This window comes from Halomonas sp. CH40, from assembly GCA_041875495.1.
GTDB lineage: Bacteria > Pseudomonadota > Gammaproteobacteria > Pseudomonadales > Halomonadaceae > Vreelandella.
The window spans coordinates 1254417-1275062 of record CP112982.1 but is presented as its reverse complement, the minus strand read 5'-3'; the positions used below and the strand labels follow the sequence as shown (position 1 = coordinate 1275062).

General features: G+C 57.2%; 20 protein-coding genes. 12 read left to right on the top strand and 8 right to left on the bottom strand.

The genetic code is table 11. The annotated features are described in order from the left end of the window. Nucleotide 1: 1 nt before the first annotated feature. Genes trpE through rpe form a run of 3 tightly spaced genes read right to left on the bottom strand, consistent with a single transcriptional unit; the run spans nt 2 to nt 2897 of the window. Complete coding sequence (trpE, locus tag OR573_05810; protein XGA81678.1) at nt 2–1486, bottom strand: anthranilate synthase component I; 1485 nt, start codon at nt 1484–1486, stop codon at nt 2–4. Then, nucleotides 1486–2184 (bottom strand): phosphoglycolate phosphatase, encoded by a 699-nt coding sequence (locus tag OR573_05805; protein XGA81154.1) that lies wholly within the window; start codon nt 2182–2184, stop codon nt 1486–1488. The genes trpE and OR573_05805 overlap by 1 nt, the downstream gene beginning before the upstream one ends. Nucleotides 2185–2195: 11 nt before the next feature. Then, a complete protein-coding gene (gene rpe, locus OR573_05800) occupies nt 2196–2897 on the bottom strand; it encodes a ribulose-phosphate 3-epimerase (GenBank protein ID XGA81153.1) in 702 nt (233 codons plus the stop codon). A 214-nt stretch (nt 2898–3111) separates the two neighbouring features. Between rpe and cysP the strand changes: the two genes are divergently transcribed. From cysP to OR573_05775, 5 genes are read left to right on the top strand one after another with little or no spacing between them, the layout of a single operon-like run. After that, entirely contained in the window at nt 3112–4146 is a 1035-nt protein-coding gene (gene cysP / locus OR573_05795) for a thiosulfate ABC transporter substrate-binding protein CysP (protein XGA81152.1), read from the top strand. 8 nt (nt 4147–4154) lie between these two features. After that, nucleotides 4155–5018 (top strand): sulfate ABC transporter permease subunit CysT, encoded by an 864-nt coding sequence (gene cysT, locus OR573_05790; protein XGA81151.1) that lies wholly within the window; start codon nt 4155–4157, stop codon nt 5016–5018. Next, on the top strand, nt 5018–5845 hold the full coding sequence (gene cysW / locus OR573_05785; GenBank protein ID XGA81150.1) for a sulfate ABC transporter permease subunit CysW: 828 nt from the start codon (nt 5018–5020) through the stop codon (nt 5843–5845). Before cysT ends, cysW begins: the two co-directional genes overlap by 1 nt. Further along, nucleotides 5842–6945, top strand: coding sequence for a TOBE-like domain-containing protein (locus tag OR573_05780; GenBank protein XGA81149.1), 1104 nt, complete (start codon nt 5842–5844; stop codon nt 6943–6945). Before cysW ends, OR573_05780 begins: the two co-directional genes overlap by 4 nt. A 56-nt stretch (nt 6946–7001) precedes the next feature. Further along, the gene (locus tag OR573_05775) at nt 7002–7595 is read left to right on the top strand and encodes a YajG family lipoprotein (GenBank protein XGA81148.1); all 594 of its coding nucleotides are present in this window, start codon (nt 7002–7004) and stop codon (nt 7593–7595) included. 38 nt (nt 7596–7633) lie between these two features. Here OR573_05775 and OR573_05770 read toward each other — a convergent pair whose 3' ends face one another. From OR573_05770 to OR573_05760, 3 genes are all read right to left on the bottom strand, one after another. Beyond that, complete coding sequence (locus OR573_05770; protein XGA81147.1) at nt 7634–8281, bottom strand: thiopurine S-methyltransferase; 648 nt, start codon at nt 8279–8281, stop codon at nt 7634–7636. A 12-nt stretch (nt 8282–8293) separates the two neighbouring features. Beyond that, nucleotides 8294–8890 carry a TIGR04211 family SH3 domain-containing protein gene (locus OR573_05765; protein ID XGA81677.1) on the bottom strand — a complete coding sequence of 199 codons (597 nt, stop codon included), beginning with the start codon at nt 8888–8890 and terminating at the stop codon, nt 8294–8296. A gap of 84 nt (nt 8891–8974) precedes the next feature. Then, a complete protein-coding gene (locus OR573_05760) occupies nt 8975–9301 on the bottom strand; it encodes a DUF1820 family protein (protein XGA81146.1) in 327 nt (108 codons plus the stop codon). Nucleotides 9302–9513: 212 nt separating this feature from the next. Here OR573_05760 and OR573_05755 point away from each other — a divergent pair, with 212 nt between their 5' ends. From OR573_05755 to OR573_05745, 3 genes are read left to right on the top strand one after another with little or no spacing between them, the layout of a single operon-like run. Beyond that, a complete protein-coding gene (locus tag OR573_05755; protein XGA81145.1) occupies nt 9514–10737 on the top strand; it encodes a carboxylate--amine ligase in 1224 nt (407 codons plus the stop codon). Nucleotides 10738–10768: 31 nt separating this feature from the next. Beyond that, a complete protein-coding gene (locus OR573_05750) occupies nt 10769–12814 on the top strand; it encodes a hypothetical protein (protein XGA81144.1) in 2046 nt (681 codons plus the stop codon). 7 nt (nt 12815–12821) lie between these two features. Next, nucleotides 12822–13586 carry a TlyA family RNA methyltransferase gene (locus OR573_05745; protein ID XGA81143.1) on the top strand — a complete coding sequence of 255 codons (765 nt, stop codon included), beginning with the start codon at nt 12822–12824 and terminating at the stop codon, nt 13584–13586. Here the strand turns inward: OR573_05745 and mscK are convergent. After that, the gene (gene mscK / locus OR573_05740; GenBank protein ID XGA81142.1) at nt 13574–16876 is read right to left on the bottom strand and encodes a mechanosensitive channel MscK; all 3303 of its coding nucleotides are present in this window, start codon (nt 16874–16876) and stop codon (nt 13574–13576) included. The two genes, OR573_05745 and mscK, sit on opposite strands and share 13 nt — an antisense overlap. 242 nt (nt 16877–17118) lie before the next feature. Here mscK and OR573_05735 point away from each other — a divergent pair, with 242 nt between their 5' ends. The 4 genes from OR573_05735 to OR573_05720 all read left to right on the top strand — a co-directional run bounded on the left by OR573_05735 (nt 17119) and on the right by OR573_05720 (nt 19315). Further along, nucleotides 17119–18204, top strand: coding sequence for a phospholipase A (locus tag OR573_05735; GenBank protein ID XGA81141.1), 1086 nt, complete (start codon nt 17119–17121; stop codon nt 18202–18204). A gap of 84 nt (nt 18205–18288) precedes the next feature. After that, nucleotides 18289–18621: a DUF883 family protein gene (locus OR573_05730; protein ID XGA81140.1), complete on the top strand. Its 333-nt coding sequence runs from the start codon at nt 18289–18291 to the stop codon at nt 18619–18621. Then, complete coding sequence (locus OR573_05725; protein ID XGA81139.1) at nt 18622–19026, top strand: phage holin family protein; 405 nt, start codon at nt 18622–18624, stop codon at nt 19024–19026. Next, nucleotides 19001–19315: a YqjK family protein gene (locus tag OR573_05720; GenBank protein ID XGA81138.1), complete on the top strand. Its 315-nt coding sequence runs from the start codon at nt 19001–19003 to the stop codon at nt 19313–19315. Before OR573_05725 ends, OR573_05720 begins: the two co-directional genes overlap by 26 nt. A 69-nt stretch (nt 19316–19384) precedes the next feature. Here OR573_05720 and OR573_05715 read toward each other — a convergent pair whose 3' ends face one another. Then, entirely contained in the window at nt 19385–20569 is a 1185-nt protein-coding gene (locus OR573_05715; protein XGA81676.1) for an NAD(P)/FAD-dependent oxidoreductase, read from the bottom strand. Nucleotides 20570–20646 lie beyond the last annotated feature (77 nt).

The window sequence follows — 20646 nt, the reverse complement described above, 5'->3', positions numbered from 1 at the left end:
ACTAGCGCTCGTCCAATCCGCCTTCCGCCATGGCCACCGCTCTGAACAGGGCGCGGCCCTTGTTAAGGGTTTCCTGCCATTCGAGTTCCGGGACGGAGTCAGCGACGATGCCTGCTCCGGCCTGGACGTGTACCTGGCCATCCTTGATCATGGCAGTACGAATCGCAATGGCGGTATCCATGTTGCCATGCCAGGACAGATAGCCCACCGCGCCGGAATAGATACCGCGCTTGACCGGTTCGACTTCGTCAATAATCTCCAGTGCGCGAATCTTCGGCGCCCCGGATACCGTGCCTGCCGGGAAGGTCGCGCGCAGCGCATCCATGGCGGTCAATGACGGCATCAGCTGGCCGGTGACATTGGAGACGATATGCATGACGTGGGAATAGCGCTCCACCACCATCTGGTCGGTCACCTCGACACTGCCCGTCTGACTGATGCGGCCAACATCGTTACGGCCCAGGTCGATCAGCATCAGGTGTTCGGCAAGCTCCTTGGGGTCTGCCAGCAGTTCAGCTTCCAGCGCCTTGTCTTCTTCCTCGTTCTTGCCGCGCTTACGGGTGCCTGCAATCGGGCGTACCGTGACCTCACCCTCTTCGGTGCGGGTCAGGATTTCCGGCGATGAGCCGACCACCTGATGATCGTCCAGATTGAGATAAAACATGTAAGGAGATGGATTCAGGCTGCGCAGGGCACGGTACAGATCCAGCGGCGGCGCCTGATAAGGCGTCGACATACGCTGGGAGGGCACGCACTGCATGATGTCCCCGGCCAGCACGTATTCCTTGATTTTTTCCACGGCCGCCTTGAAGCCTTCTTCGGTAAAGCCGGATTCAAAGTCGCTTTCTTCAACGGCAGAGCGACCGCTTCCTTTGCTTTCCGGCCGGGTGTAGGCCTCACGAAGACGCTGTTCGAGATGGTTAAGATGCTGCTCAGCCTTGGCCAACGCCTCAGTTTCGGATGGGTCGGCATGGGTCAGCAGCGTCAAGCGCCCGGAGAGATTGTCAAACACCACCAGGTCGTTGCACACCATCAGCAGAATGTCCGGCACCCCCAAGGGGTCGGGCTTCTCGACGCCACGCAGACGGGGTTCGATATAACGAATCGTATCATAGCCGAAATACCCCACCAGACCACCGTCAAAACGCGGCCGGTTATCCAGCTTGGGCACCTTGAAACGCTGCTGGAACTGCTCGATCCAGTCCAGGGGGTCAGCCACTTCCGTCACCCCTTCAGACTCGCCTTCGCGGATATGGCGCACGGTAAAACCGCGTACCTCAATGCGTTCCTGGCAAGGCAGGCCGATAATCGAATAGCGCCCCCACTTTTCACCGCCTTGAACGGATTCCAGCAGGAAAGTCCAGGGCGTATTGGCCAGCTTCAGATAGGTGGAAAGCGGCGTATCCAGATCCGCCAGCACATCACGGGAAACAGGAATACGGTTATAGCCCGCCTGGGCCAGCTCGGCAAAGGTGTCCGGCGTCATCATCTGGCAATCCTTGTCGCACAGGGCGTTTCAGCGATTAAATCAAAAAGGGAATCAAGCAGCACATCAGGGGCGCTCAGGGCAATCGGCTCACCGTGGTTATAGCCGTCTGGCAATGCAAAGGTGGTAAAACCTGCCGCCTTGCCTGCCCCGATATCGTGACGGGAATCCCCCACCATGGCGCAATCAGCCGGGCTGACGCCGTATGTTTTGGCCGCATGCAGCAGTGGCAACGGGTGAGGTTTCTTTTGCGCCAGGGAATCTCCCCCCAGGTACAGATCAAAATACTCTAACATGGCGAAGTGCTGCAAAATCGGCACGATAAAGCGTTCGGGCTTGTTGGTGATCAATACCTGGCGTAAACCCGCCGCACGCACAGCCCTGAGCACGTCCAATGCGCCTGGGTAGAGGCGGGTCAAATGGTCAGGCGCCTGGCTGTAATAGGCCAGAAAGGAATCATAGGCACGCGCATTGAGTGTCGTATCCGGCGCCTTGCCTAGCGCCCAGCGCAGCGCACGTTCGATCAGCACCGGCGCACCGTTGCCTACCCAGTCGCGCACATGAGTTTGTTGCGGCTGGGCAAGCCCCTCGCCTGCCAGTGTTTTCTGAACCGCGACGGCCAGATCCGGCACCGAATCAATCAGGGTGCCGTCCAGGTCAAAGGCGACCAGTTGCTTGTCTTTCAGCTGTGCGTGCACCGGCGCCTCCGTTATTGCCCTGCTTCAGCCAGTCGGGCGCGCATCTGGCTGATCACGCTGTCATAGCCGTTCGGATCATCGGCCTGATGGGCACTGAAAATAGCCGAGCCGGCCACGAAGGTATCGGCACCCGCCGCCGCGACCTCAGCAATGTTATCAACCTTGACGCCGCCATCCACCTCAAGGCGGATATCGCGGCCGGAGGCATCAATTCTGGCCCGCGCTTCACGCAGCTTATCAAGCGTCGCGGGGATAAACGCCTGACCGCCAAAACCGGGGTTAACGCTCATCAGCAGCACTATATCGATCTTGTCCATTACGTAATCCAGATAGGACAAGGGGGTTGCCGGATTGAAAACCAGCCCGGCTTTGCAGCCGCCATCGCGGATCAACTGCAGCGAGCGGTCAATATGCAGGGAGGCTTCGGGGTGAAAGGTAATCATATCGGCCCCGGCATCAATGAAGCTACTGATCATCTGATCCACCGGCGTGACCATCAGGTGCACATCAATCGGTGCGGTGACACCGTGCTTGCGTAGCGCTTCACAAACCATGGGGCCAATGGTCAGGTTAGGCACATAGTGGTTATCCATCACATCGAAGTGCACCCAGTCAGCGCCGGAGGCCAGCACCTTATCCACTTCTTCACCCAGACAGGCAAAGTTGGCGGAGAGAATAGAGGGCGCAATCAGAAAATCCCGTGGAGTGGTCATGAGCTATCCAGGTCATAGATGAAAAATTCGTGCCTATGATACCAGACCTTAAAATCATGCGTTTGCAGCAAGCTAGCGCATCAAGATAAAAATTGCCTACACTTATATTCTAAAAAAGAATATAAAACGTGATTGTAATTCCATAAATGTAGGTTTAATCTTCTTTGCCATTCCCTTAACACGTTAGGCTCACCGGCCTTAAAGGAGTTACAAGATGGCATTTTCTGTTCTGCCTACCATCAGCAACGCCCGTCTGGGTGCCAGCCTGCTGGCACTGACGCTGGCGGCCAGCGCCTCCACCAATGCGCTGGCGCAAGATAATCGCGAGCTACTGAACTCTTCCTATGATATCGCCCGTGAACTGTTCGCGGAGATCAACCCTGAGTTCGCGGCGTGGTGGCAGCAAGAACACGATGAAGAGATCACCATCAGCCAATCCCACGGTGGCTCCTCCGCCCAGGCCCGGGCCATTCTGCAAGGCCTGCGCGCAGATGTGGTGACCTTTAACCAGGTGACCGACGTTCAGGTGCTTGCTGATGCCGGCCTGGTGGCTGAGGACTGGCAGGAAGCGCTTGCCAACAACGCCTCACCCTACTATTCCACGACGGCCTTTCTGGTACGTGAAGGCAACCCGGAAGGTATCGAAAGCTGGGCAGACCTGGCGCGGGATGATATCGAGATTGTGTTCCCCAACCCTAAAACATCCGGCAACGGGCGCTACACCTACCTGGCGGCCTGGGGGTTTGCTGAAGACCAGTTCGACGGTGATGAAGAGCAGGTGCGCGACTTCATGCGCGATTTCCTGAGCAACGTCGTGGTGTTTGATACCGGCGGCCGAGGTGCCACCACCAGTTTTATTGAGCGTGGCATGGGCGATGTGCTGATCAGCTTTGAATCCGAGGTCAACAACATCCGCGGCGAGTACGGCAGTGACGACTACGAAGTGGTGGTACCGCCGGTGAGCATTCTAGCTGAGTTCCCGGTCGCGGTCGTCGGCCCCAACGCCGAGCGCAACGGCAATGCCGACCTGGCCCAGAGCTATCTGGAATTTCTCTACACTGAAGATACCCAACGCCTGCTCGCGGGCTTCAACTACCGCGTTCACCATCCCGACGTCGTCGCTGAATTTGCCGATAACTTCCCTGAGACTGAGCTTTTGCAGGTAGAAGAGGTTTTCGGTAGCTGGGACAACGCCATGGAAACCCATTTCGGTAGCGGCGGTCTGCTTGACCAGCTGCAGCGTCGCTGAGGTCTGCTATGAGCCTGGCTAGGTTTGGCGCCCTGCCCTTCAAGACGGAGAAACGGGTTCTTCCGGGTTTCGGTCTTTCCATGGGCATCAGCGTACTGTTCATCTCGCTGGTTCTGCTGCTGCCCATGACCGGCCTGTTCGGCCAGCTGGCGGGGCTTAGCCTGGCCGAATACTGGGCCATCATCAGCGAAGGCCGGGTGGTGGCGAGCTACATGGTCACCATAGGGGCCGCGGCGGTCGCTGCCCTGGTCAACGCCGTGTTCGGCCTGCTGCTTGCCTGGGTACTAGTGCGTTACGAATTCCCAGGCAAGCGCCTGCTGGATGCGCTGATGGACCTGCCCTTTGCACTGCCAACCGCCGTGGCAGGTATCACGCTGGCCACCCTTTACGCCAGCAACGGCTGGATGGGCCGTTGGCTTGAGCCGCTGGGGTTTCCGGTTGCCTATACCTGGGTGGGTATTGCACTGGCCATGGCCTTCACCAGTATTCCTTTTGTCGTGCGCACCGTGCAGCCGGTGCTTGAGGACATGCCTGCCGAGGTGGATGAGGCGGCCATGACGCTGGGCGCACGCGATGGCGTCGCTTTTCGCCGGGTGATCCTGCCGCACTTGTGGCCGGCCCTGGTCACCGGCACCGGGCTTGCGTTTGTGCGCTCGCTGGGGGAATTTGGCGCGATTATCTTCATTGCTGGCAACACGCCCTATGAGACTGAAATCACCGCCCTGATGATCTTCGTCAAGCTCCAGGAATATGACTATGCCGGTGCCTCGGCGATTGCTTCTGTGGTGCTGTTTGTTTCACTGGCCTTACTGCTGGCGATCAATATCTGGCAGGGCCGGTTTGTTCGCCGTTTACACGGAGGAAAAGGCTAATGCGCCGTATTGGTGATGCACCTGCCGTGCGCCGTGTGCTGATTGGCACCGCCGTTGCACTGTCGGCACTTTTTCTGCTGCTACCCCTGGTGGCTATTTTTGCCCAGGCCTTTGCCCAGGGTGTTGATGTGTTCTGGAGTAACGTCAGTGACCGCTACACCCTGCATGCCATTGGTCTGACCTTGGGCATTGCACTGCTGACCATTCCCGTTTGCCTGGTGTTCGGCGTGGCGCTGGCCTGGCTGGTCACGCGCTTCAGCTTTCCGGGCAGGCGGGTGCTGCAGACCTTGATCGACATCCCTTTTGCGGTGTCGCCGGTAGTCGCGGGGCTGATCTACCTGCTGCTTTACGGGCGCAACGGCTGGCTGGGTAACTGGCTGGACGGTTACGACATCCAGCTGATGTTTGCTTGGCCGGGTATTTTGATGGTCACCGTGTTTGTGACCTGCCCCTTCGTTGCCCGGGAGCTGATACCCCTCATGCAGGCCCAAGGCTCCCGTGAAGAGGAAGCCGCCGTTACCCTGGGCGCGCGCGGCTGGACAACCTTCTGGCGAGTGACCCTGCCCAATATCCGCTGGGCCTTGCTGTATGGCGTGATCCTGACCAACGCCCGGGCGGTGGGTGAGTTTGGCGCCGTCTCAGTGGTTGCCGGGGCCATTCGCGGCAAGACCAACACCTTGCCCCTGCACCTTGAACAACTGTATCAGGACTACAACACCGTCGGCGCTTTTGCCAGCGCGGCATTACTCGCCCTGATCGCCCTGCTGACGCTGGCCGCCAAGGCCGCTCTGGAATGGCGCCAAGCGCGCCGGGAGGCACTCGCATGAGCATTCGCTTGCAAAATATCGGCAAACACTTTGGCAGTGGCCGCCATCAGACCTTGGCGCTGGAACCGGTCAATCTTGATATTCACTCCGGTGAGCTGGTGGGTCTTTTGGGGCCGTCAGGCTCAGGTAAGACCACCTTGCTGCGGATCATTGCCGGGCTGGAAAGCGCTGACCGCACCCAAGAGCCGAGCAGGATTCTATTTGGCGAACGTGATGTGACTCAGGTGCATGTGCGCGATCGTCGCATAGGCTTTGTGTTCCAGCATTACGCCCTGTTTCGGCATATGACGGTATTCGATAACGTGGCCTTTGGCCTGACCGTCATGGAACGCAAGCAACGCCCCAGCAGCGGCGAGATCCGCTCACGGGTATTGCGCCTGCTGGAAATGGTCAAGCTTGAGCATCTGGCCAACCGCTATCCGGCCCAGCTTTCCGGCGGCCAGCAGCAGCGTGTTTCCCTGGCTCGGGCGCTGGCAGTAGAACCTGAGGTCCTGTTACTGGATGAACCCTTTGGTGCCCTCGACGCCAAGGTGCGCCAGGAACTGCGCCGCTGGCTGCGCCACCTTCACGACGAACTCAACTTCACCAGCGTGTTTGTCACCCACGACCAGGAAGAGGCACTGGAGCTATCTGACCGAGTGGTCGTGATGAGCAATGGCCGTATCGAGCAGATCGACGCCCCGGAAACTCTGTACCGTGCGCCCAAAAACCGCTTTGTGTTTGAGTTTCTGGGCGACGTCAATCATCTGGAAGGCTATGTCAGCCAAGGGGTACTCACCTGTGGCGATGCACGCTTGAAAGTTGACCTACCCGATGGCCATGAGGAACTGTTGCTTCGGCCACACGAGGTGCGCCTGGCGGCTTCCCCCACGGCTGAAAGCCATCTGCCGGTCACCATCACGGCGATTTCCCCCGTGGGTGCCGAAGTGCGCGTTGAACTCGAAGCCGACTGGCTCGCCAAACCCTGGCTTGCCACCGTGCGCCATACCGATTTTGAACAGCTGGCGCTCAGCCGTGGCCAGCGGCTTTACGCACATCCTCGCCAGTATCATCGTTTTCAACAGCCGGGCACCACCAAAGCCAATGCGCCGGTCGCCTGAACCGCTATAATGACGATTCACGCTTTTACCCTCAGATAATAAAACCGGAGTCTTGCATGGGTCGTCGTCAACTTGTTCCACTTTTCTGCGTGCTGTTAGCCGGTGTCTGGCTAGCCGGCTGCGCCAGCCCTCATTACCTGGCACTCTCACCAACGCGGACGGCCGAGGTGCCACAGCTTGGCAACGGGCAATCCGTAAGCGTATTTGCCCAGGATGCCCGTGACTCTGATGTGATTGGCCATCGCACCGGTCAGGACATGTCGACCTCTGTGATTACCGTGGATAGCCACCAGCTGATGCCGAAACTTCAGGAAGAAGCCGAGCGCGCGGTGGCGGATATGGGGTTTACACCCACACAGGAAAGGGCTGACGGCAGGCCGATATTGACGCTGGAGCTTGCCAGCCTCAACTATACCCACGGTGACAGCAGCCAGCTGGGCCTGAATGAAGCCAACATTGAAGGAGTGCTGCGCGCCATTGTGCAACACCAGGGGGCGACCTATACGGGTACTTATACGTCCCGTCGCGTTCAGAGCTATGCGGTCAAGCCAGGCCAGGGCGCCAATACCCGTATGCTTAACGAGCTTCTCAGTGATGCGCTGAACCGCGCCTTCAGCGACCGCCAACTGGGCGAGTTACTGGCCCGCTAGCAATGGTGTCGCCGCGGCGTTCTCCGCCGCTGAGCCTGTCAGGCCAGCGGCCCACGGCGGCGCAGCCCCCAGATGCTTTCCACTCGCCCCTGGGCATCTCTGGCACCGCTTCCAAGCTCGGTGAGCACAAAATTGGGGGTAAATAGCGTTTCGATTTCGGCTTTGTTAACGCTATAAGGTGGGCCTTTATCACCCTCATCATGATGAAGGCTGACCAGCAAGCCCTGTGCACCGGCTGGCACCAGCTGAGCCAGATGAAACGCATAGCGCTGACGCGTTGCTGGCGGCAGGGCAATCAGCGACGCTCTATCATAAAACGCGCCTATCTCATCGACCTGACGGATATGCAGGTGAAAAAAATCGCCTTGCCACAGTTCCACCATGCCTTGCCGCGCAATCGCAAAACCGCCCTGACGATAACGTGATACCCCCGCCTGTGAGGGGTTGCCCTGCTGCTCATCAAGAAACTGCTCAATGGCTTCAGGCGCTAGCTCAACGCCCAGCACCGGATGGCCAGCGTCAGCGAGCCAATGCATATCCAGACTTTTGCCGCAAAGCGGCACCAACACCTTGGTGCCAGCGGGAATATCGAGGCTTGGCCAGAAGTGCGCAAGCGCCGGATGGGTGTCGTTGCGGTGGAAACCGATGCGCCCTTCACGCCAGCGTTGCAGCCATTGTTCACGCATCAGTTTGCCTCCTTACTGAAACCAGCGATCACGTTTCTTGCGCCGACGCGGCAGATGCGGCACGATCAAGCCCACTATCAGGCCTGCCCCCGCGACACCGCCGCCATACATAAAGTAGCGTAATAGTAGATCTTCTTCCTGAGTATCCAGACGCGCCTGCAGTTCACGCACCTGCTGGAGTTGCTGGCTGGCTTCTTCTTCAAGGGCAGCGTTGCGGTTTTCAAGCTCGCTGATACGTTTTTCACGAACATCCAGCGTTTCGGTCATGCTAGCCACCCGCTGCTCCCACTGCTCGTTAATACCTGCAAGTTCGGTAGACAGCGCCTGAACTCGGCCTTCAAGCGCAGGCAGCTGCTCTCGGGCGCTGGGAGTACCCTGAAGTTCATCACTCAGGACCCAGACAGCATTGCCGTCGCTGTTACGTACGCGAGTGTAATCACCGCTGGTTTCCAGTACTTCGACCTGTTCACCGGCGGTCAGAGTACCGATAATCCGGTAGCCATCGGTTGGGCCACTGCGCACATAGGTACTCAGTTCATCGCTCACCCAGGCTTCGTTAGACTGCGCCAGCGCAGTACCACTGGTCAGCCCAAGCAGTAACATCGTCATGGCTGCACGGGCACGGCGTTGAGTGAATTGCTTCATTTTTCGTCCTAAAAATGTTCATCCTAAGGGTGGTCATCGCGAAGTCGCTCAGCTATCCCGCGAAGGCAGTGGGAAAGGACGCGGAAATTCAGCCACCCGCGCCTCACTTTTAACCGCTTTCAGCGGCCCACCCCTTTCCACTTCATCAATGCGCATAATCGCATTCAGGGGCAGATAGCTGCGTTTCACACCTTCCAGAGTGCGCTCAAGCTTTTCGCTGGTGGGATCCACGACAACCCGGTTGGGGTCGCCAAACACAAATTCTTCCACTTCAATGAACCCCCACAGCTCACTTTGGAAGATTTCACGCACATAGAGTTCCCATACTTCACCGTGCTGGTGAACGACGACGCGATAAATCGGCTTAGCCGCCATTTTGACCCTTTCCTCTTGGCATTTGAACCTCTGGGCATTGTTACCCGTAAAAACCCGCAAGCCTACCACAGCTGGGGTATTTTGCCTGCAAAGCGTTGATGCAGAGTTCAAACAGCCATGGCCGGTGCGTGTTTAGGCCTGTATGGTAGAAAAGTAACCATCGCTTTACGGTTCATCATTCAGCGCCCACCTTAAACTCAGGAGCTATCATTATGCAGAAGGATCCCAATAAAGGTTATATCGCTTTACTTGGCTGGAGCCTCAATGCTATTGAAGCTGCGGAAACGTTTGATCGACGTTATATCGTGGTTGCCCCCGACTGGGCAGAAGATTACTGCCAGAAACATGATATCCCCCATGTTCCATGGAACTTTGAGCGCCTTAATGATCGCTCCATGGAAATTGCCGAGACCCTGAAGGAAAAAGGGGTCGATGTTGCCATTCCACTGTTCGAGGAAACCGTCGAATGGGCCGGTGCCATCAATTCGGTACTGCTCGATAATCCGCGCCTTTATGGCCAGTCGCTGCTGCTGCGCGACAAGGCACTGATGAAGCGTCGCGCCCAGCTGGGTGGTATCCGGGTAGGTATTTTTGAAGAAGCCCATGACAAGGAAGACGTTGTGCGCTTTTTGAAGCGCGTCAATCAGACGCTGCTCAAGCTGGATGGCGACCCGAACGACCCCATTCACCTGAAGGCGTTCGACAAGGCGGGCTGCTTGGGCCATCGGGTGATTCGCACCCCGGATGAAGTGGATACCATCCCCGAGGAAGAATTTCCGGTATTGATGGAATCCCACCTTGATGGCTGGGAATTTGCTGTCGAAGCCTGGATTCACAACGGCAAGATTGCCTTTCTGAACATTTCCGAATACGTCACCCTGGGGTACTCGGTCTTCGTACCCGGCTCGCCGGAAATCGAAAAGTATCGCCCGCAGATCACTGCTCAGATTGAGAAACTGATCAAGACCTTTGATATCGAATTCGGCCTGATCCACCCCGAGTACTTTGTCACCAGCGATGGCGAGATGTATTTTGGCGAAGTGGCCTATCGTCCCCCCGGCTTCAAGGTATTTGAGCTTTTGGAGCGGGTGTATGGTTTTAACGCCTATCAGGCGTCCATGCTGGTGTTCGACCCCCACACCACCCCAGAGGAAGTCGCCAGCTTCTTCCCGAAAGAAGTGGTTGACGCCGATGGTTACGCTGGTTGCTTTGGGGTGTATCCACGCCGCCGCGTGGTCAGCCGTCTGGAAATCCCCGAAGAAGTCGAAGATCACCCTTACTTTGAATCTCACGAATTGACGCCACCGATGGAAGAAACCGTGACCAAGCGTACCGCCTTCGGCACCCACTGGGGGCTGATTTACTTCAAGGGCGATGATGCTCACACAATTCGCGATTTGCTAAAACACCAAGAAGACCTCGACTTCTATGTATAATCCTACCCAAAGGTTGGGATAAGGAGTCACCGTGACGACGGAAAACGATACATCTTCCCCCGAAGATGAAAAGCTGAACCTGTTAGTCAAAAAGCTGTTGGATGCCGTGCGCCTGCTCGATCAGGCGCCGGCTTTTTCCAAGCCAGCTAAACTGCCGCGAGTATTCGATACTGCGCGGCGTGTTCTGCTTCAGCCCGGTGGCTGTGCGGCACTTGAATCTCACGCCGCCACCCTGGAAAACGCTGGCGTGTTCGAAGGTTCAGACTGGGCAACCCCCCAATTTCTGGTGCCCTCCCTGACGACCTATGCGCTGCAAAGCGCCGATGCCAATAGGGTGGTCATTGAGGCACTGAGCGAACTGCGTCTGTTGGCGGTGGCCAAAGGCAGCTATGTTCACCCTGCGGTATCCGCTGAGCATTCCCACCATTACCTGACCCAGGTCATGGCCATTAACCTGTGGCAGCTGTTCTCCGCTCCGTCAGAGGCCGAGCGCGAAACTCAGGGGCGTTTAGCACTGATTTCGCGCCAGCTGTTTCAACACCTGGCTGAACGCATCGGCTACGAGCATATTATTGATCAGCTGATCGACGAGATCTGGCGGATTCTCAAGCAGCGGCCCATCCAGGTTGATTCAATCAAGCAAATGATCACCCAGATTGCTCTGTGTCAGGCCAACCCGGAGATTGACCTGGGTAGCAGCGGCCAGGGCGCTGCGCGGCTGGTCAGCTCGCTTTATGGCCCGACCCAGGCCTGTCAGGAAGACCCCGGCGTTGATATTTATCGCCAGCGGCTGGAAGTCATGGACAACGCCGCCCTGCAGGCAGAAGCCACCGGCTTTGCCCGCGCCATGCACGACACCGGCTTGGTCTCGCCCTATCACCCAGTGCTTATCCGCCATCTGCTTGATGTCAGCGACTATCTGGTAGCTGAGGCACTGGGGCTTTCCTCCACCGGGCGCGACTGCCTGCTGTGCTACCGGGAACTGGTTCACGCCCTGATACGCGGTGGCGTGTACCCCGCCACCTGCCAGTCAGTCTACGGTCTGGCGCTAATGCTTGAGCGCGGCATTCTCTATCAGTCTCCTGTTGCCCCTGCGTTGTGGCGCCAGCTTGGCCTTTCGCTTTCCGAGTGGTCAGAATCGCGGCTTAATATCGCCTATGGCACCAATGCATCCCCCAAGGCGCGCTTGCTGGAAGGGGTGCTGTGCATGCTTGGCCTGCCGCTTGGGGTTGGTCAAGGCAATAACCCGACCTGCCAGTCAGCGCGAGCGCTTTCCATGTGGGCCTATAACGACCCGGATTACATGTTGCAGATGGTTGCCTGGGCCGCCCGAGATGATGAAATCGTCATGCATTTTGAAGGCCAGCCGATTTCGTCACTCCAAAGCCAGAGCGGCGTGGCAACCGAGCTTCCCATGGATCTGGACGCGGTCTCATTAATTGTTGTACCGCATCTGGACCGCATTTATGCCGAAATGGGCCGCCGCTGCATAGGCCGTGAAGGTGACCCGCACCGCTGGGTCAACCCGGAATTTCATGGTTGGTGGGCGGGTCGCGGTTTTCGTATCAACGTCGATGTGGCCAGCGGCCAGCTGATGGATGTGGATGACTTCCTGCGCCACTTCTACGCCAGCTACCACCCCTATTACAACGGCAATCAGCCGCTTATCCACCCTCAGCCCGCGGGTATTGCGGTGACTGACAGCGCTGCGCGGTTTATCGGCTGGCATGCGATTACCATACTGCGAGCCTCTCTTGGCCCCAATGATCAGATGCGCATCTACTTCTACAACCCCAATAACGATAGCGGACAGAACTGGGGCGACGGTGTTGTGGTCAGCACCTCTGGCCATGGCGAGCGTTTCGGTGAAGCTTCATTGCCTTTTGAGCAATTTGCCTCGCGCCTGTATATTTACCATTTCGACCCTCTGGAGCGCGGCGAGCTTGCCAACGTCACCGACGCAGAGCTGGAAACAGTAAAGGGCCACCTGGCACGCAGCTGGGGCGCTGACCGCCTTCCCCCGACAGACTTACAGGCGGAGGAAGGCGTGGCGCCGCCCGAGCCGCCTCAAACCTGACGCTTTTATGCCACGACTCGATCAACTGCTGGTCAGCCTTGGGCTGGCCGCTTCACGTACCCGCGCTCAGCGGCTGATTCGCCACGGGCGAGTCAGCCGTGTGGATACGCAACAGACTCTGACCAAAGCCAGCGAAAAACTGGCTGAAAACACCCCGCTTACCGTCGCGGATGACCCGGAAGAACGCTATGTTTCCCGCGCCGGGTTGAAGCTTGAAGCCTTGCTGCTGGCCAGAAACAAACGCTTTGATGGACAGACAGTGCTGGATGTTGGCCAGTCCACCGGCGGGTTTACTGACTGCGCCCTGCGCTTTGGGGCAAAGATTGTGATTGGTATTGAGGTAGGCCACGGGCAGTTGGCTGAAGCGCTTCGCCAACACCCTCAGGTCATCTGCCTGGAAGGTATCAATGCTCGGCGAATGAGTCAGCAGCCAGAGGTATTGGCCGCCTTGGGTGAGGCACCGCTGGATGCGGTAGTGATGGATGTCTCCTTTATTTCGCAAACCCTGATAGTGCCCGAGATAGCCGCCCTGCTGCCTGATGGTGGTGAGCTTTATTCACTGGTCAAACCGCAGTTTGAGCTCAGCCCCCAGGCGCTGGACAAGCGCGGCGTGGTGACTGATTCGAGGTATTTTGCTCAGGTTGAAGACAAGCTGCGTCACACCTGCCAGGTAAATCAGCTGACGATTCTCGACTGGCAGGAGAGCCCGATTACCGGCGGCGACGGTAATCGGGAGTTTCTGCTCCATGCCCGCTTGAATCATTCCGCCTGACGGCGAGCATCCGCCGCAATGGACTGCACTTGCACCGGCGTTGAGCGATCACTGTGCAGCCAGACATCCATCTGCTCGAAGGCGACCCGTATTCCGGCGTTGCGGAAAAGCTCATCCACCCGGCAGTTGATCTCATCTGACGCGTACAGACGATCCATGATGTCATTGACGAAGATGCGCAGTTCGAAGTTGAAATTATGCGGCCCGTAATGGACGCAGAACACCTGCGGCTCCGGGTCGCTAAGCACCCGAGTATTTTCCGCTGCCGCCTGATGCAACAGTCGATGCACCATGGCAAGGTCTGAACCATGGGCCACGCCATAGGTCAGCACGACCCGGGTGACGTTATCCGACAGGGACCAGTTAATCAGCTGATCGGTTACAAAGGTCTTGTTGGGGATGATGATTTCCTTGCGATCAAAATCAGTCACCGTGGTGGCACGAATACGGATACGGTTAACGGTTCCATGCAGGTTACCCAGGGTGATGGTGTCACCAATCCGGATGGGCCGTTCGAACAGGATGATCAGGCCGGAAATGAAGTTGGCAAAAATCTCCTGCAGCCCAAAGCCCAGGCCCACACTCAAGGCCGCCACCAGCCATTGCAGCTTATCCCAGGAGACGCCCAGCGCGGCAAGCGACATCACCACGCCCACCCCTACGATGGTATAGGACAGCAGCGAGCTGATCGCATAGGCGCTGCCCTGCTTGAGGGCCAGCCGCGACAGCACCATTACCTCTAAAAGCCCTGGCAGATTGCGCGCCATGATGGTGGTCACGGCAATAATAAACAGCGCCGTAAAGAAGTCGGAAATTGACAGCACATCTTCCACCAGGGCCTCATCGGAAAGATTCACCAGCGCCACCTGATCGAGATAGTTGAGAACCCCGAGCAGATCCGACCAGACGCCATAAATCAGCGTGCTGAAGGCAATCAGCAAAATCAGCTTGGAAAGGCGCAGCGACTGGTTGCTGATCTGCTCCATATCCAAAGGGGGCTCTTCCACTAATTCGTTGCTGCCTTCGGCATCTTCCTGCAACTGGGCGTGACGCTTGGCCAGAGCACGCTGATAGGCCAGGCGCCGCGCTGCCACCGCCAAGCTGCGCACCACAGTGGCCTCCACCACCACCCACATACCGAGAATATACAGGGTGATCACAAAGCGCTGAATCAGCTTGAGCGCGGTGTATTCATACCCCCAAGCCACTAGCCCCATCATCACCAGCGGCACCGCCGCCATGCTTAGCCCCAGTGTCAGACGGAACAGCCTCACCCCAAAAAATGGCAGGTGAGCAATCACCAGTTTGACCAGTAACACGCTCATCGCCACCAAACCCACAGTGAGCAGAGCAAACGCAAAGGGCCGCATCGCAAGCGGTGTCTGAATCTCTTCTGCCATGGCGGCAATCGCCACCACCGGCACCATGGCAATACCCAAGCCACCCAGTAACGAACGCAACCTGCGTGAATACCCGGTTGGCCATTTGAAGTGTTGTTCGGCAACGCCGTGCACCACCAGAATACGGCGCCCCCAGGCCACCACCGCCCAGAGCAGCGCGACCTGCATCAGCACCGGCGCATTGAGCAATAGCCCAGCGCCTGCCAACAGCGTCGCCAGCGGCAGTGCCAGCAGCGCATTCAACAACACCGCCTTGGGCGTATGTAGCTGGGTATCGCTTTTCAACCGCCCTATCTGAGCATGCAGAAGGCCAAGCTGATGCTTGATTTTCCGTCGCAGGAGCAGCAAAACGGCGGCCAGCAGTATGACGGGAGTGCCTTTAAACACCGACCAGGAATCCAGCGATAAGCGGTTACTCACCACGCTGCGCCATTCGCCGTTATACCACTCATCATGCAAGGCCGTAGGAAGGCTACGTAACCAGTTCAAATCCAGCGGGCGGCTGTTGGCGACCCAAAAAAGCTGCTCTTCAATGGTGGCGCGCAGATCCTGAGTGATACTGACCAGCTGCTGGTGATTAAGCTGCAGCTCAATTGCCGCGCTTAGCAGGGTGCCGTAAGCCTGTTCCAGGCGTTCAACCAATTCACGGCGAGCCTGATAAAGGCGCGTTAACGCCTCAAGAAGCTCCGGGGCTTGTTCAAGCCCGGCTTCCGTCAATCGCTGGGATGCCAGCCGATCGCCATGGCGCAGCTCATCGCGTTGGCGAATCAGTTCAAACTGCTTGAGCCGCAAGTCGGCAATTTCATCCTGCAAGTCACGGCGGTCACTCACTGTCAACAGGGATTGACGCTGTTCACGGAGGATGCGGGAAAGCAGCTGACTGCCACGAATCGCTTCAATCTGCTCGTTAAGGCTACGCTGCAACTGACGGGTGTAGTCCAGCTGACGCTGGGTATCAATATTTTCACGCACCACGCTATTGGCACGGTCAGTGGTACGCAGCAGTTCCTGGCTTAAGGTCTGGTTCGCTTCCTGAGCGCGGGCGACTAATGGATGCTCCGCGACAATCAGTGAATTATCACGCGCAACATCGGCAATCGCCTGTTCGGATTGCGAGCGACGTTTGCGATCAATCACGCTCTGCAGGGTTTCAAGTGCTTGCTCCTGACGGGCGATCTGCAGGGCAACCAGATCACGCCGCTGTTGGGCAATTTCGCGCAAACGGCTATTGGTACTCAGCTCACGCTGATGAAACGCCACTTCCCGCTCGGCCAGCACTCTTTCCAGGCGCAGCTGGATCAACTGTGCATCACTGTTGGTGCTGCGTTCCTGCTCACTCAGAAGGGCATCGCGAGCATCATAGTCACGGCGCAGCCGCTCAATCCGCTGTAAAGCGGTGGCAATTGATTGCTGGGCACGCTCTGGCAGGGTTTGTGCGGATAACAGTTGAGCGCTGATCTCTGCCTGTTGGTTCTGTAGCTGCTGAAGCTGTGTCACTGCCAGTGCTTGCTGCGCATCCAGTTCCTCAAGCGACTGGTTATTGAGCTGTGCCAAGGAGACAGGTTCACCTTCTGCGGCTATTTCCGCTAACTGGCGTTCCAGGCTGATAAGCTCATCCGGCGCACGTTCAACACGCTCCTCCAGCAGGCGCTGGCGCTCATCCAGAGCAAGCAAGCGATCATAGGCCCCTAACGCCGCCTCCAGCGCTTGCTGTTCGCGCAGCTGGGCAGCGCTGGGCTCGCTTTGCATGTCTTCCAGCGTTGCCAGCCGGGCGTCAAGTTCACCGCGCTCAGGAACACCCTCAATTTCAAGCGCCATGGCGCTCATGGACACCCCGGCCACTAGCCAGCATAAAAGCAGACAGATCAACCCGCTTACACGTCTCGACACCGGCGTTTCCTCTTAAAGCAGCGACAGGGTGAGCCTGGCTGGCAACGGCTGCCCCTGTGTATCCATAAACTGGTTGGCAGCACTTGTTCACTGCCAGGTTATCTTATCGGTTGCCGAAGCATTGTCCGTTGCGTCACCGCTAAGCGCAATCACCAAAATCAAGGATGACGGGTTGAAGACTTGGGCAGGCAGAAGATGGCAAAAAGCGCTAACATGGATTTTTTGTTCAATGAGTTATTACCATGTTCATTCGACACCGATGGTTACTGTGCCTACTCCCCATCACCTTATTGAGTGTTTCGCTTCCCGGTGCGCAAACCTTTGCACAACCCACTAACCGGGCTGAAATTGAGGCACGGATCAAAGCCTTGAACAATGAGCTGGAAGTACTCCAGCAGGAACTTGAAACCTGGCCCGACATCTCCGCCTCAAACGTTAAAGACAATGCCTTTGAGGATAATATATTCGCAGGTTCTGACATCCTGAAGCCGCGCCTGTTACCCCAGGCAATTGCCATCGAAGACCTTAATGAACGGCGCGACCTGGAGCAGGCTTCCAACCGCAATCCTTTCGCAATCACTACCCATCGCACCAACTATCTTCTGCCAGTCAGCTACAACAGTGAGCCTAACCGTGAAAGTTTTGCACAAATCGACCCGGACGATGAGCCAAACAACACCGAACTTAAATTTCAGCTAAGTGTCAAGGTCGGCCTTGCCACCGGGCTATTTGCCAACTATGGAGATCTTTACTTTGGCTACTCACAGCGAAGCTGGTGGCAGGCCTATAATACGGAAGCATCGTCGCCCTTTCGCGAAACCAATTACGAACCGGAACTGTTTGTTGACTTTGATAGTGCCTGGGAGGTGCTCGGATGGGTCAATACCCGCAACCGGGTTTCTATTAACCATGAGTCCAACGGTCGCTCTGGCGAACTTTCGCGCAGCTGGAACCGACTCTATGCAGAAAGCACCTTTCAGCGTGGCGACTGGGCGTTTGTCGTTGCCCCCCACTGGCGCGTGCCTGAATCAGACAGCGAAGACGACAACCCGGACATACAGCGTTATATGGGCTACGGCGACCTGCGCCTGGCTAAACGCCTGAACAACGATCACGAAATGATTGCCCAGTGGCGCGGCAACCCGAATGCGGGAAATCACGGCACCCAGATTGATTATAGCTGGCCGGTGTTCAACGGCCTGCGAGCCCATGTCCAGTATTACTACGGGTACGGTGAAAGCCTGATTGATTACGACCACCGGGTACACCGTTTAAGCCTCGGCTTCAGTCTGAACCCGCTTTTCACCCCCAGCGGGCTGAACCGATAAGCCGCTGGGTTGTCACAATGATTGAAGGTGCTATCCTGAAGTCATCAGGTAAAGCTACCTTCACCAACCTATAGGAACATTGTTATGAGCCAGCATTCGTCCAAGTACGCTGATCAGACAGAGCAACTTAAAGCTGACCTGCGCCATCTTACTGACACCGTTGAAGAGCTGGTTAATGCCACCTCTGAAGATGCCAGCTCGGAAATGCGTGACCTGCGCAGCCGCGCCGAACGTAGCCTGAAAGATACCCGGGCGCGCCTTGAAGCACGTGGCGAGCAACTCTATACCGGCACCCGCGACGTACTGACAGATCAAGCCGACAGCTGCGACCGCTATGTGCGTGAAAACCCCTGGGCCAGTATTGGCATCGGCGCTGCAGCCGGTTTGTTGGTAGGTCTGATGCTCGGACGTAAATAAATGTCTTCAGGGCCAGCCCAACGTACCCTGGATGCCGCCAGACGCCTGTTAAAAACGCTTCTCGCCAATGGCGAGACGCGTTTGCGTCTGGCGGTACTGGAACTCGAAGAAGAACGTGCGCGCTTGCTCGGCCTGATGCTACTGGTAGGGGCAAGCCTGGTGCTTTTGCTACTGGGCATTGCAACGCTTACCGCACTGGTGGTAATTATTTTCTGGGATAGCTACCGGATTGCGGCCATTGCCATTAGCGCAGGTATGCTGATTGCAACAAGCCTGCTCCTTGCCCTGATCGCCATTCGCAAAGCAAGGCGGCATACGCTGTTCAAGGAAACCTTGAAACAATTCGCCACCGACCGTGCCCTGCTGGAGCTTGAACAGGATGCCAACGCCGAACACAAGCGCTGAAAAGACGCCGAATAAGCAGCCGTCACGGCGCGAACGCAAGCAGGCCCTGCTGCAGACCCTTGAACAGCAGCGTATCGACATTATGGTAGATAGCTTGCGCCTTAATAGAGCTGCTGCGCCCATTGATGCTACTTGGCAACAGCTGATTCGTTTCAAAAAGCCGCTCTACCTGCTCGGCGGCTTTGTTGCCTGGAAGCTGACGCGCAAACCCGGCCGCCTGATGCAGTTGGGTAAAAAAGCCGTCTCGGGCTATGCCGTTGCCAAAAGAGTGCGCCAGCTGACACGCTGACCGCCTTGCTTCCAATCATCTTTCAAGCACAAGCAACTTGCCTATGCCCCCTTGCCTGTAGCCTTTTGCCTAACACGCCTGCCCACAGGCAACGCCACTCGCCCAGGCCCACTGGAAGTTGTATCCCCCCAGTTCCCCGGTGACATCCAGCACTTCACCAATAAAGCGCAACTGCGGCAACTCTTTGACGCTGAAATCCCGTGATGAAATATGCTCGGTGGATACACCTCCCAACGTCACCTCAGCGGTTCGCCAACCTTCGGTCGCGGTAGGCTTGAGCTGCCAATCGTTAAGCCGTTGTGCCCACTCATCCAGCTGGGCATTGCTGTACTGGGCCAGCGGCGTTTCGTTAGCATCATTGCCATACCATTCAGTTAACGCTTGGGCCACACGCTTGGGAAAACGCTCCCCTAGCCAGGTCTGCAATTTGCGTTTGGGCGTCTGCTCACGGGCTGAGCGCAGGCTGGTGGCGACATCCTCATCAGGCAGCAGGTTAATGCGCAGCGCTTCGCCGGACTGCCAGAGCGACGAAATCTGCAGCATGGCAGGCCCCGAAATGCCGCGATGAGTAAACAGCATCGGCTCCTTGAAATAACCGCCGCCGCATTCCACGGCCACTTCCAGGCTGACACCAGAAAGTGCTGCACAACGGGTTTTCCAGGGTTCACCCAAAGTAAAGGGTACCAGCGCCGGTCGGGTGGGAAGCACTTCCAGGCCGAACTGACGAGCAATCTCATAGCCAAAACCCGTCGCGCCCATGGTCGGAATCGACAAACCTCCAGTGGCGATTACGACTACACCGGCCTGGATACGCCCCATTGAGGTATCCAGGCAGATGCCCTCCCCTTGACGCTCCAAGCGATGTATCTGGGTTTTAAGCTGGATATCCACGCCCGCCCATTGCGCTTCGGTTAACAGCAGCTGAACGATGTCCTTGGCAGAGGAGGCACAAAACAGCTGCCCTGGTGCTTTTTCAACGTAGTCAACGCCATGGCGTTCCACCAGTTCGACAAAATGTTCCGGTCGATAGCGCTTCAAAGCGGAAATGCTGAAATAAGGATTTTGCGAATAGAAATGCTGTGGTGTGGTGGCCAGGTTGGTAAAGTTGCAGCGCCCGCCACCAGACATGAGGATTTTTTTGCCCGCTTTATTGGCATGATCCAGCAGTGCCACACGCCGACCGGCATAACCAGCCTGAGCAGCGCACATCAAACCTGCCGCACCGGCACCGATAACGACAACATCGTAGGTCATGGCAACATGGCCCATGGTCAGCCTTCCCATTGGTTAAGGGGTAAAAAGCAGATTCGATAGCCAGCTCAACGGCTGAC

Bases quoted from the DNA above. Each gene is read 5' to 3' on its own strand.
- OR573_05775 (XGA81148.1), top strand. From the start codon at position 7,002: ATGGGTCGTCGTCAACTTGTTCCACTTTTCTGCGTGCTGTTAGCCGGT.
- OR573_05770 (XGA81147.1), bottom strand. From the start codon at position 8,281: ATGCGTGAACAATGGCTGCAACGCTGGCGTGAAGGGCGCATCGGTTTC.
- OR573_05780 (XGA81149.1), top strand. From the start codon at position 5,842: ATGAGCATTCGCTTGCAAAATATCGGCAAACACTTTGGCAGTGGCCGC.
- OR573_05745 (XGA81143.1), top strand. From the start codon at position 12,822: ATGCCACGACTCGATCAACTGCTGGTCAGCCTTGGGCTGGCCGCTTCA.
- cysT (XGA81151.1), top strand. From the start codon at position 4,155: ATGAGCCTGGCTAGGTTTGGCGCCCTGCCCTTCAAGACGGAGAAACGG.
- trpE (XGA81678.1), bottom strand. From the start codon at position 1,486: ATGACGCCGGACACCTTTGCCGAGCTGGCCCAGGCGGGCTATAACCGT.
- OR573_05725 (XGA81139.1), top strand. From the start codon at position 18,622: ATGTCTTCAGGGCCAGCCCAACGTACCCTGGATGCCGCCAGACGCCTG.
- OR573_05735 (XGA81141.1), top strand. From the start codon at position 17,119: ATGTTCATTCGACACCGATGGTTACTGTGCCTACTCCCCATCACCTTA.
- cysW (XGA81150.1), top strand. From the start codon at position 5,018: ATGCGCCGTATTGGTGATGCACCTGCCGTGCGCCGTGTGCTGATTGGC.
- cysP (XGA81152.1), top strand. From the start codon at position 3,112: ATGGCATTTTCTGTTCTGCCTACCATCAGCAACGCCCGTCTGGGTGCC.
- OR573_05755 (XGA81145.1), top strand. From the start codon at position 9,514: ATGCAGAAGGATCCCAATAAAGGTTATATCGCTTTACTTGGCTGGAGC.
- OR573_05765 (XGA81677.1), bottom strand. From the start codon at position 8,890: ATGACGATGTTACTGCTTGGGCTGACCAGTGGTACTGCGCTGGCGCAG.
- OR573_05715 (XGA81676.1), bottom strand. From the start codon at position 20,569: ATGACCTACGATGTTGTCGTTATCGGTGCCGGTGCGGCAGGTTTGATG.
- OR573_05730 (XGA81140.1), top strand. From the start codon at position 18,289: ATGAGCCAGCATTCGTCCAAGTACGCTGATCAGACAGAGCAACTTAAA.
- OR573_05720 (XGA81138.1), top strand. From the start codon at position 19,001: ATGCCAACGCCGAACACAAGCGCTGAAAAGACGCCGAATAAGCAGCCG.
- rpe (XGA81153.1), bottom strand. From the start codon at position 2,897: ATGACCACTCCACGGGATTTTCTGATTGCGCCCTCTATTCTCTCCGCC.
- OR573_05760 (XGA81146.1), bottom strand. From the start codon at position 9,301: ATGGCGGCTAAGCCGATTTATCGCGTCGTCGTTCACCAGCACGGTGAA.